This window comes from Leucogemmata humicola, assembly GCF_055379415.1.
Genome location: NZ_AP040875.1, coordinates 4,713,679 through 4,727,786 on the forward strand (window position 1 = coordinate 4,713,679; position 14,108 = coordinate 4,727,786).

A 14,108-nucleotide genomic window follows, 5' to 3' on the forward strand; every position below is an offset into this window, starting at 1 on the left:
GGCCGGGCTGGCCACGCCCGCGGATTCTTTACCCGGACACGACCGGTGCGACGCGATCCGCGCGCGAAATGTGCAGCGGCATCGAGCCTCACCATGCGAGGCACGACATGAGCATCCCGATCTCCGACCCGCGGCCCATTCCAGAGCCGTATCCGCGTCCCAACCCAACGCCGGTCAATCCGGACGAGACGCCGCTGGAGATCATAGAACTGCCGCCGAGCCAGCCGTCGCCCGGCATTCCGCAGGACCCGCCGCCGAGCTAGCCCTCAGTCGCGCGGGTTGCTTCGTCCTCGGCGGTCGCGCATGCGCCGCGATGCACGACGCGATGGCTGAGGATGCGAACGTCAGCATCCTCATAGCGCGCGATCGGCTCACCGCAGCGCATACACCGCGGGAAAAGCGCGTAGATCGATCGCGCCATTTCGTCGACGGCCGGGTCGTCTGGGCGGGCGGCGATGTCCATGACACACTATGTATCAGAGTGTCTCAGACTTCGCCAGACCGGAGCATTCACCGTGAACGACGTCCTGCTGAATCTCATCGCCCATATGCGGTGGGCCGACGCGCTGTTTGCCGACGCCCTCGACCGCGATCCCTCGCCGACGACTGAAGCAGTCGGACTGTTCGCGCACGTCGCGTCAGTCGAACACCTGTGGTACTCGCGAATCCACGGCCAGCCACCCGAGCACGCCGTCTGGCCAGTGCTCACCGTGAGCGAATCGCGCGCGCTTGCCGCGGAGCACGCCGATCTGCTCGAGTCGCTCGTGCTGGCAAGCGACGACGCCGCGCTCGCACGTCGCATCAGCTACCGCAACAGCGCTGGACGCGAGTACGAGAACAGAGTGCTAGACATCGTGACACATGTCGCGACACATGGCGTGCATCACCGCGGGCAGCTGGCACGCATGCTTCGAGCGTCTGGACAGGAGCCGCCGTACACCGACTACATCCAGTTCGCGCGCCGCGATCAGCCCCGCTGACCGCTTGGCGCGCCCAATCGATCAGCCGATGGGCCAGCGCTCCTCGCGTTCGCGCTTCGTCAGCGATTGCTGTTCGCGCTCGCGACGACGAAATAACAACAACATCTCGTCGCCGCGCTCGATGTCACGGCGTTTCGACGTGGGATAGCTGTAGGTGTCACCGCTGTTGTCCCGGCGAATCGTCTCGTCCATTGCCTTTTCCGCCCCCGATCGAGAGGCGCCTTTGCTCCGCAGGGTGCATGCCTTTCCTTCGTTCTCAAGCCGACTTCCTGCGAACGCATCATGAAGAGTTACGATCGCGAATACTTCGACCGGTGGTATCGACACCCGACGCATCGCGTCGCGACACGCGACAGCCTCGAGCGAAAGGTTCACCTCGCCGTGTCCGTCGTCGAATACATCCTCGGCCGGCCCGTTCGTACTGTCCTCGACATCGGGTGCGGCGAAGCGCCGTGGTTTCCCGTCCTGCGGCGTATGAGAAAGGACGTTCGATACATCGGCGTCGAGTCGAGCGAGTACGCGGTTGCCCGGTACGGCGAGTCGCGCAACATTCGACGCGGAAGCCTCGAAGAGCTCGATAGCATGCGCCTTCCGCGAAATATCGATCTCATCGTCTGCGCCGACGTCATGCAGTACGTCGACACGCGCGCTGTTGCACGTGGGCTGCGGTCGATTCGCCGACTACTCGGCGGTGTCGCGTACATCGAGACGTTCGCGACCGAAGACGAGATGGAAGGCGACCACGATAACTGGCATGAACGCTCGGCCGCTGAATACCGCAGCCTGTTTCGCGCAGCCAGACTGACGCAATGCGGCCCCTACTGCTATCTCGAACGCGAATCGTTCAACGGGTTGAACGAATTCGAGGCCTGCTAACGTCTCTTCAGATCTCTGCGAGACGGCGCTCGAGAAAGCGGCGCTCCGGTTCGAGCAACGCGAGCTCGAGCGCCGTTCGATAAGCAAAACGAGCATCGTCGCGTCGACCCAATCTGCGCAGAAGGTCGGCGCGCGCGGCGTGTAGCAAGTGATACTCACTCAACTCTCCGCGAGCCGCGATGGCGTCGAGCAGCAGTAGGCCCTGCTCCGGGCCATCGACCATCGCGACCGCGACGGCGTGGTTGAGCTCCACCACTGGACTCGGCTCGCGCGATAGCAGAAATGCGTACAGCGCGGCGATCTGTCGCCAGTCAGTTTCGGATGCAATCGGTGCCGACGAATGCAGCGCAGCGATCGCGGATTGAACCGCGTACGGACCGACTCGCGCAGCCTTGAGAGCCGACTCGACGCGAACGAGCCCTTCGTCGATCTGATCGCGATCCCACAGCGACCGATCCTGATCCTCGAGCAGCACCAGTTCTCCGGTGGCCGACAATCGTGTCGCTCTGCGCGCGTCGTGCAGCAACATGAGCGCGAGCAATCCCTGGGCTTCGCTCGCGCTCGGCATCAACTCGACGAGCAGCCGGCCGAGGCGAATCGCTTCACCGCAGAGTTCGCGTCGAACGAGATCATCACCACTCGTCGCCGCGTACCCCTCGGTAAACACGAGATACACCACGGCGAGCACCGACTCGATTCGGCCCGCGAGTTCTGAGGCGATCGGAACACGATACGGAATTCGTGCATCGCGAATTTTCCCGGTCGCGCGAACGAGCCGCTGCGCCATCGTCGAAACGGGAACGAGGAAAGCGCGGGCAATTTCCTCTGTCGTCAACCCGCAAATCGTGCGCAGCGTCAGCGCGACCTGGGCTTCACGCGCGAGCGCAGGGTGACAGCAAGTGAAGATCAGACGCAGGCGATCGTCCTCGACGCCGCTCTCTTCGTCGTTCTGATCGACGAGCGCCACCGAATTCTCGATCATCGGCGGCGCGGTCGACAGCGACTCTGCGCGAGCATCCCGCCGCAGCCGATCGATCGCTCGAAAGCGCGCGGTGCTGATCAGCCACGTGCGCGGATTGTTCGGAATCGTTTCCGCGTTGGTCCATTGTTCGACGGCAACAGCAAACGCGTCCTGCATCGCCTCCTCGGCCATATCGAAATCGCCGAGGAGGCGAATGAGCGTCGCGAGGATGCGTCCAGACTCCTCGCGAAAGGTTCGAGCGATGACCTGTTTCGGGTCGTCGCCTGCGCTCACGACGGACTGGGGCGCGCGACGACCGGCCGCACTTCGATCGAGCCAGTTCGCGCCGCGGGAATTCGCTGAGCGAGACTCACGGCTTCGTCGAGATCCTTCGCGTCAACGAGGTAGTAGCCGCCGAGGTGCTCGCGCGTTTCGGCAAAGGGGCCGTCGGTCGTCTGACGCTTGCCATTGCGAATGCGGACCGTCGTGGCCGACGTCGTGGGATGAAGTTGCGCGCCAGCCTTGTAGTGACCGCTCTTGGCGATGGACTGGGTGAACTCCATGTACTCGCCCATCATTGCGCCAGCATCGGCTTCGTTGAGGGCGCCCCAGGCGTTCTCGTTGTCATAGATCAGCAGTAGGTATTGCATCGTCGTCTCCCGAAAGGTCGAAGGGCCATTCCTTCGCAGCATCTAGTCGAACGGGGCCGGGCGAAATCGACAGCCATTTCCCTAGATCGATAGAGATGAACTGTGGGGTCCGTAAGGGGTAGAATGCCGGCTACGCGAGCCGTAGCTTTTGGATAGCCCCCACCCCCAAAACCAGCAGTATCAAGCCTATGAAAGCGACCCCATCTGCCATAGTCGCGCCCAAATGGGCGCTGGCCGCGGCCGTCGCCTTGTTCGTTGGCGCCTCGGCGCCGTCGCTCGGCGCGCAGGGCGCGCCGCCGAAAGCCGCACCCGGATTCTCGCTGTTGCGGGGCTACGTCATCGACAGCGTGCATAGCGGTCCGTTGGTCAAGGCGAGCATTGCCATCGAGGGCACAGCCCGAATCGTCATCAGCGACGGCGAAGGCAGATTTCTGATCGATAGTATTCCCCCGGGCAAGCACCGGGTGGTGGTGAAGCATCCGCTGCTCGATACGCTTGGGCTCGTGATGCGGACGCCAGAATATCCGTTCGGAGCGAACGAGTCGCACGACCTCGACCTGACGGTTCCAACTGGTGATCGTATCGCTGGCGCGTTGTGCACGCCTGCGCAGCGAACGCGAGGTCCGGCAGCGATGGTTGGTTTCGTGCGCGATCCGGACACCAACGGTCCGGCGCTCGGATCGAAGGTGCAGCTGGTTTATCAGATCACCGATGCGGCGGGCAAGAAAACCTCGACGATTCGAGAAGCAACCGTCGACACTTCGGGCCTGTATCGCATCTGCGGACTGCCTGCCGACATGAGCGGCAAGGTTCAGGTATTTCGCAACGGCGTGAGTTCGGGCGAAGTGCCAGCCGAGGTTGTGGACGGCATCGTGCTTCGAGCATTTAGCATCGTGTCACAGCACCAGGCCGTCACCGAGATCACGACGGACAGCGGCAAGGTCAAGCGCATTGCGAAGGGTTCGGCGCGCGTGACAGGCAAGGTGGTGGACAAGAACGGACGCCCACTCGTCGACGCGCGGGTGACGCTGCAGGGCGGTGGCACGACGGCGCTGACGCGATCGAACGGTGAGTTCACGCTCGACAGCCTGCCGTCCGGTACACAGGCGCTCGTTGTTCGCAAGCTCGGGTATGCCGCGACTGAAGCCCCGGTCGAACTTTCGTCGACAGAGCCGGCGCGCACGACCGTGCGGCTCGACGATTTCGTTCCGACGCTCGCCGTCATGCGCGTCGAGGCCGCGCAGGACAAAGCCCTTGCCGACGTCGGCTTCATCGGCCGCAAGCAAACGGGAATGGGCTACTACATGGACGGCAACATGATCAATCACCAATCGCTGTCATTCAGCGACGTGATGCGTGTTGCGCCAGGTCTTCGCGTTCAGCCGCGGGGTGATGGTCGTACCTACGTGATCACCGACAGTCGAAACTCCACGGGCGGTTGCGTGAACTTCTACGTCGACGGCACGCTCTGGCAGACGATGAGCCCGGGCGACATCGACGACTATGTGCGCCCGAGCGAGCTGGTGGCCGTGGAGGTGTACCACGGGTCGCAAACGCCGCCGCAGTTTACGCCGCCGGGGCAGAGCAGCTGTGCAGCAATCGTTGCCTGGACGGTCGCGAAGGTGCGGCCGAAGGACACCAAGAAGCCGTGAAGCAGGTAGAGAGAAAAGTCGCATGCGCCTGATTCGCGTTTTTGCAAAAACAGTAATGACAACCGAGTGCGAAGAGTGCGGAGTGCGTTTCGACCTCGTCGCGGGCGGCGGCTGCATGCGATGCAGGAAGTCTCTCTGCGCCACACACCTGCACGGATCGTGGCTTCAGCGTTTGCGGGTGGATTTCGGTGCTGAGCCGGTGTGCTGCGCCTGTCGCGGGGCCGCGTGAGAACCTACGCGCCACGTGATTCCAATTACGAAGCGCGCATCCGCGGCAGCTTCGACCGCCAGGCCTTCATGGCGACGATCGGCGCACGTCTCTCGCGCGTCGAGCCGGGGCTTGTAGACATCGAGTTGCCGACGCGAGACGATCTCGTGCAACAACACGGCTTCGTGCACGCCGGTGTGCTCGCGTCGGCGGCCGACAGTGCGTGCGGCTATGCGGCACTGAGTCTCATGCCGCCTGGCGCAGCAGTATTGAGCATCGAGTTCAAGATCAACATGCTCGCGCCGGCCGCGGGCGATCGTATTGTCGCGCGCGGCAGCGTGATCCGGGCCGGCCGCACTGTCACCGTGTGCTGGGGTGAAGTCACCGCATATACCGGCGACAGCGAGAAACTCGTCGCGACGATGGTAGCAACGATGATGACGGTTCAGGACCGCGGGCTCATCGACTAGTTACCCACCGGCCGAGCTCGCCAGCTGTCGCGCCGGTTTTGATTTTGCCTTACTGGTGCGCATGAACACGGCACCGCTGGCAACCGCACTCGAAAGCGAACGGCCGATCGCGCGGCCATGGTGGCGACCATGGCGCGGCGTAATTGGCGGGTTTGCACTCGCGTTCTCCATCGGAATGCTGTGCGCCGTCGTCACGAAATCCTTCGGCGACTGGAATCACGGCTTTCAGTGGGAAGCCGACCTCATGCTCTGGCTTCACCGGCCGCTACCGGCATGGCTCGATTTCATCGTGCTCACGACGCCGTGGTTCGGGACGAACCTCACGCTCATCCCGGTCATTCTCGGACTGTCGTGGTGGCTGTGGAAGCGCTGGGAGCGGCCCGATCTCACCGCACAGCTCGTCGCGGTGCAGATCGGAAGCTACCTGCTGAATCCTTCGCTCAAAGCGATGTACTCTCGCGAGCGACCGAGTCTCTTCGAACGCCGCGGATGGTACGCGTGGAGCTCATACCCGAGCGGTCATGCGATCGCGAGCGTATCGGTGCTGCTCACCGTTGCGATCGTTGTGTATCGTGCGAAAGGTTGGCGCTGGCAGTTCTACCTCATCGTGCCGATCGTGCTCGCCAGCGTGTACTCTCGCATCTACCTCGGCGTGCACTGGCCCACGGACGTGTTCGCCGGATCGCTCGTCGGCGGCGTGTGGCTCGCGGTCACGATGTACGCGTTTCGCGATCGCCGAGTGAAATCAGCCGAGGATCTTGGCGACGCGGGCGGCGTCGATGTTGCCCCCGCTGACGATCGCCGCGACCCGCTCTCCGTCTCGTAGCGGAATCGCACGCGTCAGCACCGCTGCCGTGGCCGCGGCACCACCGCCCTCAGCGAGGATCTTGGCGCTGACGAGCAACTCGCGAATCGCATCAACGATCACCTCGTCGTCGACGAGCACCACGTCGTCGACGTATTTGTGCACGACGTCGTAGGTGAGATTGCCGGCCATCGGCGCCGCGAGACCGTCGGCCATCGTGCTGACGGAATCGAGCTGCAGCGCGTGGCCGGCATCGAGACTCTTTCGCATTGCAGCAGCGCCGCGTGGCTCCACGCCGTACACGCGAATCGACGGGTTCGACTCCTTGATCGCGACGAGCACTCCGGCGATCAGACCACCACCGCCAATCGGCACGACGACAGAATCGAGGTTGGACGCCTGCTCGAGTAGTTCGAGCGCGGCCGTTCCCTGCCCCGCAGCAACGAATTCGTCGTCGAATGGATGCACGAACGTCAGCCCGCGTTCCTTTTCGAGGCGCCGCGCCATGTCGAGCGCTTCAAGGCCATTTGCGCCGTGCAGTACCACCTCGGCGCCATAGCCGCGACTCGCTTCAACCTTGGCCTGCGACGCGGCCGCTGGCATGACGACGGTCGCTTTCACTCCGGCCGCGCGCGATGCCCAGGCAAGCGACTGGGCGTGATTTCCGGCCGAGAAGGTGACGACGCCGCGGGCGCGCGTGGCGGCATCCAGCTGGCTGACTTTGTTCAGCGCACCGCGTGCCTTGAACGATCCAGTCTTCTGGAAATTCTCACACTTGAGCAGCAGCTGAACGCCGACGCGCTCGCCTAAGCGAGTCGCGGACATCGTCGGCGTGACGTGTGTTTTGCCAGCAATGCGTTCGCGGGCGGCGCGGACGTCGGACAATGAGAACATGAATCGCGGGAAGCGGAAGCAGGAAGTGTAACCGCGCCGGTAGCGTATCCGCGACTCCTGATTCACGCTCACGATGCGGAGCCGATGTTCCGCGCGTACGTCGAATCAACCGCCTCGAGAAAGGTGCGTTCCTCGCGTAGAATGAATCCGTAGTTCTTCGCCATTTCGAAGTTGGCCGCGCCTTCGGCGTCCGCTTTCAGGCGTTGGCGATAGGCCTCGTACGCGGCGAGGCTCTCGAACGAGATCAGTCCCCACGCGATGTCGTTCGTACCCTCGTGCGGTAGGAAGTAGCCGACCAATTCACCACCGCACCGCGGAATGATCCGACCCCAACCCTCGGCGTATTCGCGAAACGCGTCGCGTTGCGCGGGGTCGATCTGGTATCGAATGAAGCAAGTCAGTCGCATGAACAGTCCGATTGGTGTCCCGCATCGTACCATCTTGCTCGGCGACAATGGTTCGAGTAGCATCGAACCATGAGTGACACACCTGCCATCGCTACCGTTGCCGCCCTGATCGGAGATCGCGCGAGAGCTGAGATGCTCCTCGCGCTCATGTCGGGCCAGGCGCAGACGGCGACGGAGCTCGCGAGCGCAGCAGCGATCACGAAACAGACAGCGAGTTCGCATCTGACGAAACTCGTCGACGCCGGACTGCTCGACGTCGTTCCTCAAGGGCGCCATCGCTATTTCCGAATTGCCGACCGCCAGGTCGCGCGGTTGATGGAGCAGCTGATCGGAGTGGCGGAACGCGTCGACTCACCGCGCTCGTTTGGGCCGCGGGACGTCGCGATGCGAAAGGCGCGTGTGTGCTACGACCATCTCGCTGGTGATCTGGGCGTGCTCGTACATGACAGCATGCAGCACCGGCGCATGCTGCGCGCGACAGCCAACGGTCTCGAACTCACGGAATCGGGCGAGGCTTTCGCCACGGCGCTCGGAATCGATCTCACGACGCTCGCGCGCGAGCGTCGTCCGATGTGTCGCTCGTGTCTCGACTGGAGCGTACGTCGATACCATCTCGCCGGCGCCTTGGGTGCGGCCGTCCTGAATCGATGTATCGAGTTGGGCTGGGCGCGACGCGTCGCGCGAAGTCGCGTAATGAGTTTTTCGGTCACGGGCGAGCGCGCCTTTCGGCGCCATTTTATCATCGACGGCTAGCAGCGCTGCGTCGCGCGCTCACTGGACTCCCGCGCCCGCAGTGCGCATCCTTCGGCGCGCCTGGATCCCACCCATTGCGCGGCTGTCTTTTACCACGCGCCATCCCACATCGAGTGCTCACACGTAGCGATCGTATCGTCTTTGGCGCCACGGCGGCGGCAGTCGCCGCAGCCGCAATCACGCAATTCACCGTAGACAACCCGATCATCAAGTTCATCGCCGCGGCGGTCGCGCTGTCGCTGCTCGCGATGAACGTGTCGAGCGGCACGGAGCAGATCGGCGAGCATCTCGGGCCAGGACCAACCGGCGTTTTGCAAGCAGCGCTTGGCAATCTTCCCGAGGTGCTGGTCTGCGCGTTCGCCCTGCGGGCCGGGCTACTTCAGGTCGTGCAGGCAGCGCTCATCGGGTCGATTCTCGCAAACTCACTGTTGGTACTCGGCGTGGCGATTCTCGTCGGCGGCCTCAAGCACGGACGTCTACACTTTCACTCCGAGTCGCCGCGAATGATCGCGTCGCTCATGATGGTTGCCGTTGCCGCACTCGCGATTCCGACTCTCGCGGCCGAGCTGCACACGCCCGCGGCGGAGCACGAGAACGCGCTGGGTGCTGCATGCGCAATGCTCCTGCTCATCGTGTTTTTCTTCAGCCTTCCCTTCTCGTTGCGGTCCGATCCCGAGCGCAGCGTGCGAAAGGCGGAGAAATCGGAATCGGCCCATGAGGCGTGGCCGCTTCCGCTCGCGATCACCGTGTTGGTCGTTGCGTCGCTTGGCGCCGCGCTCGTGTCAGAGTGGTTCGTGAGCGCGCTCGAGCCGGCGATCGAGCTGCTGCACATCTCGCAGGCGTTCGCGGGCATCGTCGTCGTGGCGATCGCCGGGAATGCGGTGGAGAATGTCGCGGGCATTCGTCTGGCGGCAAAGAATCGCCCCGACTATGCGATGAGCGTCATTCTGAATAGCTCGCTGGTCATCGCGCTGTGCGTGATTCCGGCATTGGTGCTGTTATCGTTCTTCCTTGGCGGGCCAATTCTCACATTGGCGCTACCGCCGCTGCTGATTGCGGCGCTGCTACTTACGACGCTGACGTCGGCGATCATCGTAAACGATGGCGAGACGATCTGGTTGGAGGGTGTGGCGTTGATCGGCCTGTACGCGATCATCGCGGCCGCATTCTGGTGGGGTTGAGGCTGGCGGACCATATAGATACTCCAATGAAAACATTGATAGCGGCGGCTGCACTGGTCGTTTGTGGGTACTCGGCGGGCGCTCAGTGGACGCCGCTGACGTCGAACACCAACGCCGAATTCCGTGGGCTCGTTGCCGTCAGCCGCACCGTGGTTTGGGCGAGCGGCACGCGCGGCCGCGTTGCTCGCACGATCGACGGCGGAGCAACGTGGAAGATCGACACGATTCCGGGCGCGGACTCACTCGACCTTCGGGCTGTGGCGGCCCGCAGCGCGACGCGCGCCTGGGTGCTGAGCTCTGGACCGGCCGAGAGTGGCCAGGCGCGCATCTTTCGCACGGACAACGGCGCGAATTGGTCGAAGCAGTTCGAGACAACCGAGAAGGGTGTGTTCCTGGACGCGATGGCGTTCTGGGATGACACTCACGGTATCGCGCTGAGCGATCCGATCGGCGGCAAGCTGTTTCTGCTCGCCACCGACGATGCGGGCGTGACGTGGACCAAGATTCCAACCGATAATGCGCCGCCGATGCTGCCGAACGAGGCAGCGTTCGCGGCGAGCGGAACTTGTCTGATCGTACAGGGAACGTCGAACGTGTGGATCGGAACCGGCGGCGGCGAGCGCGCGCGTGTGTTCCGGTCGACCGATCGCGGCCGGACATGGAGTGTGTCGGACACCCCCATTCACGCTGGCAACGCAGCGTCCGGCGTTTTTTCAGTCGCGTTCGCCGATGCGCAGCATGGCGTGGCGGTGGGCGGTCAGTATGACAAGCCGAAGGAGAAGTTCGACAACGTCGCCGTGACGGCGGATGGCGGGAAATCGTGGCGTCTTGCCAAAGGACCGTTGCCGGCCGGATACATGTCGGGCGTAACCTTTATCCCCGGCAGCGATGGCAAGAAGCTCGTTGCGGTGGGTCTCGCGGGCACCGCGAGCTCTACCGATGGCGGCGAGAGTTGGGCGATGGTCGATTCTGTCGCCTACAATAGCGTGGCATTTGCATCGCCCGAAGCTGGTTGGGCAGCGGGTCCCCGCGGACGAATCGCTCGATGGTCGCCGTCGGCCGCTAAGAAGCCGTAAGTGTTTTCTAACAGTTCAGCACATCGAGGAAGGGTAATGACGATGGGTCGTGTGGCTGTGGCACTGGTGGGAATGCTCGTCGTGGCATCATGCAATCGGGCGCCGGCGGCTTCGCCGACACCCGCGCCGAGTTCTGCTCCGACGGCAAATGCCGCAGGCGGCGGGCGCGGTGGTCCCGGAGGCGCTCGACGCATTCCGCCCCCGCGCGACAGTCTGGCAAAGCTCCGCGCCGCGTACGTCGCCCAGGTCATGACGAGCATTGCGGGAAAAGAGAATCAGCCGGCGGAAGTCGTATTCAAGAACGTGCAAGTTCTGAAGGGCATCACTGCCGCGCAGCTCGTCCAGACCATGGACAAGTCGTACGGCGAAGCGCTCAGCTGGAATTGCACGAATTGCCATCGGCTCGCGCCTCAGGGCAACTTCGCGAGCGACACGTCGACAGACAAACGTCGCGCGCGCTTCATGCAGCAAATGACGAATGATTTGAATCTCGTACAGCTGCCGAAGCTCTATCCCAAGGACACGCCGAAGGTCACTTGCGCGACATGCCACCGCGGCTACAACGAGCCGCCGCCGGGTGACTACCTCGCTCCCGAACGCGGGAAGCCGGGCGCGCCGCCGGAGAAGACTGGGCGCTAGACGCTCTGCGTCTGACTTACATCCACCAGATTGCCGCAGTGATCAATGCACCGATCAACGTGGCCTTTACAGCGATCATGAACGCACGCCGACGAAGGGCTTCACGCTCTCCGTCGGCGACGTCAGCGTAGGACCGACCGTCGCTCACCTCACGCTTGCCGATCGCGGCGAGAATGACGCACGTCTTGTCTCGCGCTTGCAAGAAGCCGTTCGCTGAAATGACGAACGGGATGATGAGAAACAGCCGCCACTCGCGTGACAGGTGCAGCGCGAAAAGCACGATTGCGGCGACGATTCCCGCCACGAGCCAACCAACTCCCATGCGCTGGCGACGGCGAACGCCGCGATCGACGATGTTCGTCGGACGGTCGCTCGTCATCGCGTACTATCGTCCTCCGCAATTCGCGATGACTCGCTTTGGCGCCGCTGCGGTTGGGAATAGATCTCGGGCCGCACGCGCCTGCGGACGCGCACGCGTGCAGTCGCCGCGCGACAGATGCGCCTCGGCGAGACGCATACGGAGTCGGTAGCTACCGGGATCGAGCGTCACCGCGGTTTCGAGTGCGCTGATGCGAGTGTTCGCGCTGTATACGCCCATCGCGATCAACTGGGTCGTGCTGCGTGCGATGATGATCACGCCGCAGACGATCGTGAGTCCCATTCCGACTCCCCGAACGCCGGTCGACAGCGTGAGCTTGCTCTTGCCGGGCGGAACGAGCACGCCGGCAAGCGTCCAGACGATGAATGCCGGCGCGGCGAGGAGAAGAACGGCATCGAATGCGCCAACGACCGCGGTGGCCGCGAGCGTTCCAACCAGTGCGATTGCCGTGAGGACGCGCTCCGGATCGCGCGACTGTTGGCCACTCAAATCGCGGACGGCCCGTACGAACAGTCCAAACATCGCGAGAAGAAGCAGTGCAAAGCCGACGATTCCCCGCTCCGACATGAACGCGACCCAATCACTACTCGGCCACGGATTCGACGTCATTCCGTCTTCCTGGGAGAGCGACGGATCGTTCTTCGACGCGAACTTGGGATACGCAACGGGCCAGTTCCCGGGACCAACACCAAGCAGCGGATTCGAACGCAGCATGCGGAGGGAATTCGTGTACTGAACGAGCCGCCCCTTTCCGCTTCCTTCTTTATAATTTACTAATCCGGCCGCTGAATCGAGATACGGAGAGTCGCTCTTCCACTCGAGATGATTCGGGAGCGCCACGGCGGCGACGACGCCAGCGATCGCCGCCGCGCCGACCATCACCAACCGGCGCATGGTGCGACCGTCAGTCCAACGATCGCGCATCAGGACGGCGAGGAGTCCGGCAACGGTGGCAGATGCAATTACCGCGAGCCAGCCAGCTCGACTCCGCGAGAGCACGAGCACGGCCGCGATCACACCGGTTCCGGCCGCGCCGAACACGGCGCCAACCAGGTTCCGGGCCGTGAGCGTCACGAGCAGGATCACTGGAAGGCCAATCGCGGCAAGGTGCGCCACGAAATTTCGATTGCCGAAGGTTCCACCCGGCGAGCGGTTCAGGCTGAAATACTCGGTCTGCACGCCGTACGTCTGCGCAAGCGACGTGCACGACCCGATCACGACGCCGACCGCGAGCGCAACGAGCAGGGTTCGCCCATGCCCGGCGCGTCGGAGAGTGCCCGCGACCCAAAACAGCGCAACGCCTGATAGTGAAATGGCCAGCGCACGTTCGGCGAGCCATCGGTTCGTGGAGAACGCCGCCGAGAGCAGGCTGGTAACGAGAAAGGCCGCCAGCAGGAGGTCAACGCCGGTGAGCGAGACTCGGCGCCGGCTACTGATGCACAGCAGCGCCCCGAGCGTCGCGCAAATGTGCAGCACGAGCTCTTTGGGGACGAAGTAGCGATCGAGCTCGAACGCCTTGTACGGCGCGGCGGCCAACACGACGACGACGGCGCCGAGGGCTACGAGGTAGAGCGCGACGCGGTCGCGGGGGGCGGAGGCGTGCATCGGGATGAATCTACGTGAGGCGTGCGGCGTGCGGCGTGCGCTCCCTCCACCCATTATCTTGAATCGTCACCCTACCCCCGACGCATGCTGACTCGTCGTGATTGGATCCGCTCGTCCCTCGCCGGCATGGCGACCATGTTGGTCGCGAAGCGCGCGGCTGCCGCGCCGCCGTCGGTCATTACCGTCTACAAAGACGCGACCTGCCAATGCTGCGCAAAGTGGGTGAAGCATCTCAGCGCAAACGGCTTCGTCGTCACCGTCCATGACATGGGCAACATGGACGAGATCAAGCGGACGATGAACGTGCCGGAAAAGCTGCAATCGTGTCACACGGCAGTCGTCGACAAGTACGTGATCGAAGGACACGTGCCGGCGAGCACCATTAAGAAATTCCTAGCCGAAAAGCCGGCATCAATCGGCATCGCCGCGCCAGGAATGCCCATGGGATCGCCGGGAATGGAAGGCGATCGCGTCGATCACTTCGACATCATCGCGTTCGATCGCGACGGCAAAAGCCGAGTTTACGAAAAGCGTTAACTCCGCTAGCCCGACCGCTTACAAATCATTAGCGG

General features: G+C 63.4%; 19 protein-coding genes. 11 read left to right on the top strand and 8 right to left on the bottom strand.

What is annotated here, in order from left to right:
- Positions 1-107: 107 nt before the first annotated feature.
- Positions 108-263, top strand: coding sequence for a hypothetical protein (locus AC6H4Z_RS20160; RefSeq protein WP_497543759.1), 156 nt, complete (start codon positions 108-110; stop codon positions 261-263).
- On the opposite strand, the gene AC6H4Z_RS20165 is transcribed toward AC6H4Z_RS20160, so the two are convergent.
- On the bottom strand, positions 260-463 hold the full coding sequence (locus AC6H4Z_RS20165) for a hypothetical protein (RefSeq protein WP_497543760.1): 204 nt from the start codon (positions 461-463) through the stop codon (positions 260-262). The two genes, AC6H4Z_RS20160 and AC6H4Z_RS20165, sit on opposite strands and share 4 nt — an antisense overlap.
- On the opposite strand from AC6H4Z_RS20165, the gene AC6H4Z_RS20170 reads away from it, so the two are divergent.
- Positions 462-980, top strand: coding sequence for a DinB family protein (locus tag AC6H4Z_RS20170; protein ID WP_497543761.1), 519 nt, complete (start codon positions 462-464; stop codon positions 978-980). The genes AC6H4Z_RS20165 and AC6H4Z_RS20170 overlap by 2 nt on opposite strands.
- A 21-nt stretch (positions 981-1,001) precedes the next feature.
- Here the strand turns inward: AC6H4Z_RS20170 and AC6H4Z_RS20175 are convergent, their stop codons facing one another.
- Positions 1,002-1,172, bottom strand: coding sequence for a hypothetical protein (locus AC6H4Z_RS20175; protein WP_497543762.1), 171 nt, complete (start codon positions 1,170-1,172; stop codon positions 1,002-1,004).
- Positions 1,173-1,262: 90 nt separating this feature from the next.
- On the opposite strand from AC6H4Z_RS20175, the gene AC6H4Z_RS20180 reads away from it, so the two are divergent.
- Positions 1,263-1,856 carry a class I SAM-dependent DNA methyltransferase gene (locus AC6H4Z_RS20180; protein ID WP_497543763.1) on the top strand — a complete coding sequence of 198 codons (594 nt, stop codon included), beginning with the start codon at positions 1,263-1,265 and terminating at the stop codon, positions 1,854-1,856.
- A gap of 7 nt (positions 1,857-1,863) precedes the next feature.
- Here the strand turns inward: AC6H4Z_RS20180 and AC6H4Z_RS20185 are convergent, their stop codons facing one another.
- The gene (locus AC6H4Z_RS20185; RefSeq protein WP_497543764.1) at positions 1,864-3,111 is read right to left on the bottom strand and encodes an RNA polymerase sigma factor; all 1,248 of its coding nucleotides are present in this window, start codon (positions 3,109-3,111) and stop codon (positions 1,864-1,866) included.
- Entirely contained in the window at positions 3,108-3,467 is a 360-nt protein-coding gene (locus tag AC6H4Z_RS20190; RefSeq protein ID WP_497543765.1) for a YciI family protein, read from the bottom strand. Before AC6H4Z_RS20190 ends, AC6H4Z_RS20185 begins: the two co-directional genes overlap by 4 nt.
- Before the next feature lie 188 nt (positions 3,468-3,655).
- Between AC6H4Z_RS20190 and AC6H4Z_RS20195 the strand changes: the two genes are divergently transcribed.
- From AC6H4Z_RS20195 to AC6H4Z_RS20205, 3 genes are all read left to right on the top strand, one after another.
- Entirely contained in the window at positions 3,656-5,119 is a 1,464-nt protein-coding gene (locus tag AC6H4Z_RS20195) for a carboxypeptidase regulatory-like domain-containing protein (RefSeq protein WP_497543766.1), read from the top strand.
- Positions 5,120-5,344: 225 nt separating this feature from the next.
- Positions 5,345-5,797, top strand: coding sequence for a PaaI family thioesterase (locus tag AC6H4Z_RS20200; protein ID WP_497543767.1), 453 nt, complete (start codon positions 5,345-5,347; stop codon positions 5,795-5,797).
- Positions 5,798-5,858: 61 nt separating this feature from the next.
- Positions 5,859-6,623, top strand: coding sequence for a phosphatase PAP2 family protein (locus tag AC6H4Z_RS20205; protein WP_497543768.1), 765 nt, complete (start codon positions 5,859-5,861; stop codon positions 6,621-6,623).
- Here the strand turns inward: AC6H4Z_RS20205 and AC6H4Z_RS20210 are convergent.
- Positions 6,543-7,496 (bottom strand): threonine ammonia-lyase, encoded by a 954-nt coding sequence (locus AC6H4Z_RS20210; RefSeq protein ID WP_497543769.1) that lies wholly within the window; start codon positions 7,494-7,496, stop codon positions 6,543-6,545. The genes AC6H4Z_RS20205 and AC6H4Z_RS20210 overlap by 81 nt on opposite strands.
- 68 nt (positions 7,497-7,564) lie before the next feature.
- Positions 7,565-7,903, bottom strand: a complete 339-nt coding sequence (locus AC6H4Z_RS20215) for an NIPSNAP family protein (RefSeq protein ID WP_497543770.1) — start codon at positions 7,901-7,903, stop codon at positions 7,565-7,567.
- Positions 7,904-7,972: 69 nt separating this feature from the next.
- Between AC6H4Z_RS20215 and AC6H4Z_RS20220 the strand changes: the two genes are divergently transcribed.
- The 4 genes from AC6H4Z_RS20220 (at position 7,973) to AC6H4Z_RS20235 (ending at position 11,552) form a co-directional block, all read left to right on the top strand.
- Complete coding sequence (locus AC6H4Z_RS20220; protein WP_497543771.1) at positions 7,973-8,656, top strand: ArsR/SmtB family transcription factor; 684 nt, start codon at positions 7,973-7,975, stop codon at positions 8,654-8,656.
- A gap of 113 nt (positions 8,657-8,769) precedes the next feature.
- Positions 8,770-9,837 carry a calcium:cation antiporter gene (locus AC6H4Z_RS20225; protein WP_497543772.1) on the top strand — a complete coding sequence of 356 codons (1,068 nt, stop codon included), beginning with the start codon at positions 8,770-8,772 and terminating at the stop codon, positions 9,835-9,837.
- A gap of 26 nt (positions 9,838-9,863) precedes the next feature.
- On the top strand, positions 9,864-10,913 hold the full coding sequence (locus tag AC6H4Z_RS20230) for a WD40/YVTN/BNR-like repeat-containing protein (RefSeq protein ID WP_497543773.1): 1,050 nt from the start codon (positions 9,864-9,866) through the stop codon (positions 10,911-10,913).
- A gap of 36 nt (positions 10,914-10,949) precedes the next feature.
- Positions 10,950-11,552, top strand: a complete 603-nt coding sequence (locus AC6H4Z_RS20235; protein ID WP_497543774.1) for a photosynthetic reaction center cytochrome c subunit family protein — start codon at positions 10,950-10,952, stop codon at positions 11,550-11,552.
- A gap of 16 nt (positions 11,553-11,568) precedes the next feature.
- Here AC6H4Z_RS20235 and AC6H4Z_RS20240 read toward each other — a convergent pair whose 3' ends face one another.
- Both AC6H4Z_RS20240 and AC6H4Z_RS20245 read right to left on the bottom strand, forming a co-directional pair.
- Positions 11,569-11,931, bottom strand: coding sequence for a hypothetical protein (locus tag AC6H4Z_RS20240; RefSeq protein ID WP_497543775.1), 363 nt, complete (start codon positions 11,929-11,931; stop codon positions 11,569-11,571).
- 6 nt (positions 11,932-11,937) lie between these two features.
- On the bottom strand, positions 11,938-13,536 hold the full coding sequence (locus tag AC6H4Z_RS20245; protein WP_497543776.1) for an O-antigen ligase family protein: 1,599 nt from the start codon (positions 13,534-13,536) through the stop codon (positions 11,938-11,940).
- Positions 13,537-13,620: 84 nt separating this feature from the next.
- Here AC6H4Z_RS20245 and AC6H4Z_RS20250 point away from each other — a divergent pair, with 84 nt between their 5' ends.
- Positions 13,621-14,073, top strand: a complete 453-nt coding sequence (locus AC6H4Z_RS20250) for a DUF411 domain-containing protein (protein WP_497543777.1) — start codon at positions 13,621-13,623, stop codon at positions 14,071-14,073.
- Positions 14,074-14,108 lie beyond the last annotated feature (35 nt).

Excerpts from the sequence above, each read along its gene's own strand:
- AC6H4Z_RS20205 (WP_497543768.1), top strand. The coding sequence starts at position 5,859 with ATGAACACGGCACCGCTGGCAACCGCACTCGAAAGCGAACGGCCGATC.
- AC6H4Z_RS20220 (WP_497543771.1), top strand. The coding sequence starts at position 7,973 with ATGAGTGACACACCTGCCATCGCTACCGTTGCCGCCCTGATCGGAGAT.
- AC6H4Z_RS20165 (WP_497543760.1), bottom strand. The coding sequence starts at position 463 with ATGGACATCGCCGCCCGCCCAGACGACCCGGCCGTCGACGAAATGGCG.
- AC6H4Z_RS20170 (WP_497543761.1), top strand. The coding sequence starts at position 462 with ATGACACACTATGTATCAGAGTGTCTCAGACTTCGCCAGACCGGAGCA.
- AC6H4Z_RS20190 (WP_497543765.1), bottom strand. The coding sequence starts at position 3,467 with ATGCAATACCTACTGCTGATCTATGACAACGAGAACGCCTGGGGCGCC.
- AC6H4Z_RS20195 (WP_497543766.1), top strand. The coding sequence starts at position 3,656 with ATGAAAGCGACCCCATCTGCCATAGTCGCGCCCAAATGGGCGCTGGCC.
- AC6H4Z_RS20210 (WP_497543769.1), bottom strand. The coding sequence starts at position 7,496 with ATGTTCTCATTGTCCGACGTCCGCGCCGCCCGCGAACGCATTGCTGGC.
- AC6H4Z_RS20245 (WP_497543776.1), bottom strand. The coding sequence starts at position 13,536 with ATGCACGCCTCCGCCCCCCGCGACCGCGTCGCGCTCTACCTCGTAGCC.
- AC6H4Z_RS20180 (WP_497543763.1), top strand. The coding sequence starts at position 1,263 with ATGAAGAGTTACGATCGCGAATACTTCGACCGGTGGTATCGACACCCG.
- AC6H4Z_RS20160 (WP_497543759.1), top strand. The coding sequence starts at position 108 with ATGAGCATCCCGATCTCCGACCCGCGGCCCATTCCAGAGCCGTATCCG.
- AC6H4Z_RS20240 (WP_497543775.1), bottom strand. The coding sequence starts at position 11,931 with ATGACGAGCGACCGTCCGACGAACATCGTCGATCGCGGCGTTCGCCGT.
- AC6H4Z_RS20235 (WP_497543774.1), top strand. The coding sequence starts at position 10,950 with ATGACGATGGGTCGTGTGGCTGTGGCACTGGTGGGAATGCTCGTCGTG.
- AC6H4Z_RS20175 (WP_497543762.1), bottom strand. The coding sequence starts at position 1,172 with ATGGACGAGACGATTCGCCGGGACAACAGCGGTGACACCTACAGCTAT.
- AC6H4Z_RS20230 (WP_497543773.1), top strand. The coding sequence starts at position 9,864 with ATGAAAACATTGATAGCGGCGGCTGCACTGGTCGTTTGTGGGTACTCG.
- AC6H4Z_RS20250 (WP_497543777.1), top strand. The coding sequence starts at position 13,621 with ATGCTGACTCGTCGTGATTGGATCCGCTCGTCCCTCGCCGGCATGGCG.
- AC6H4Z_RS20215 (WP_497543770.1), bottom strand. The coding sequence starts at position 7,903 with ATGCGACTGACTTGCTTCATTCGATACCAGATCGACCCCGCGCAACGC.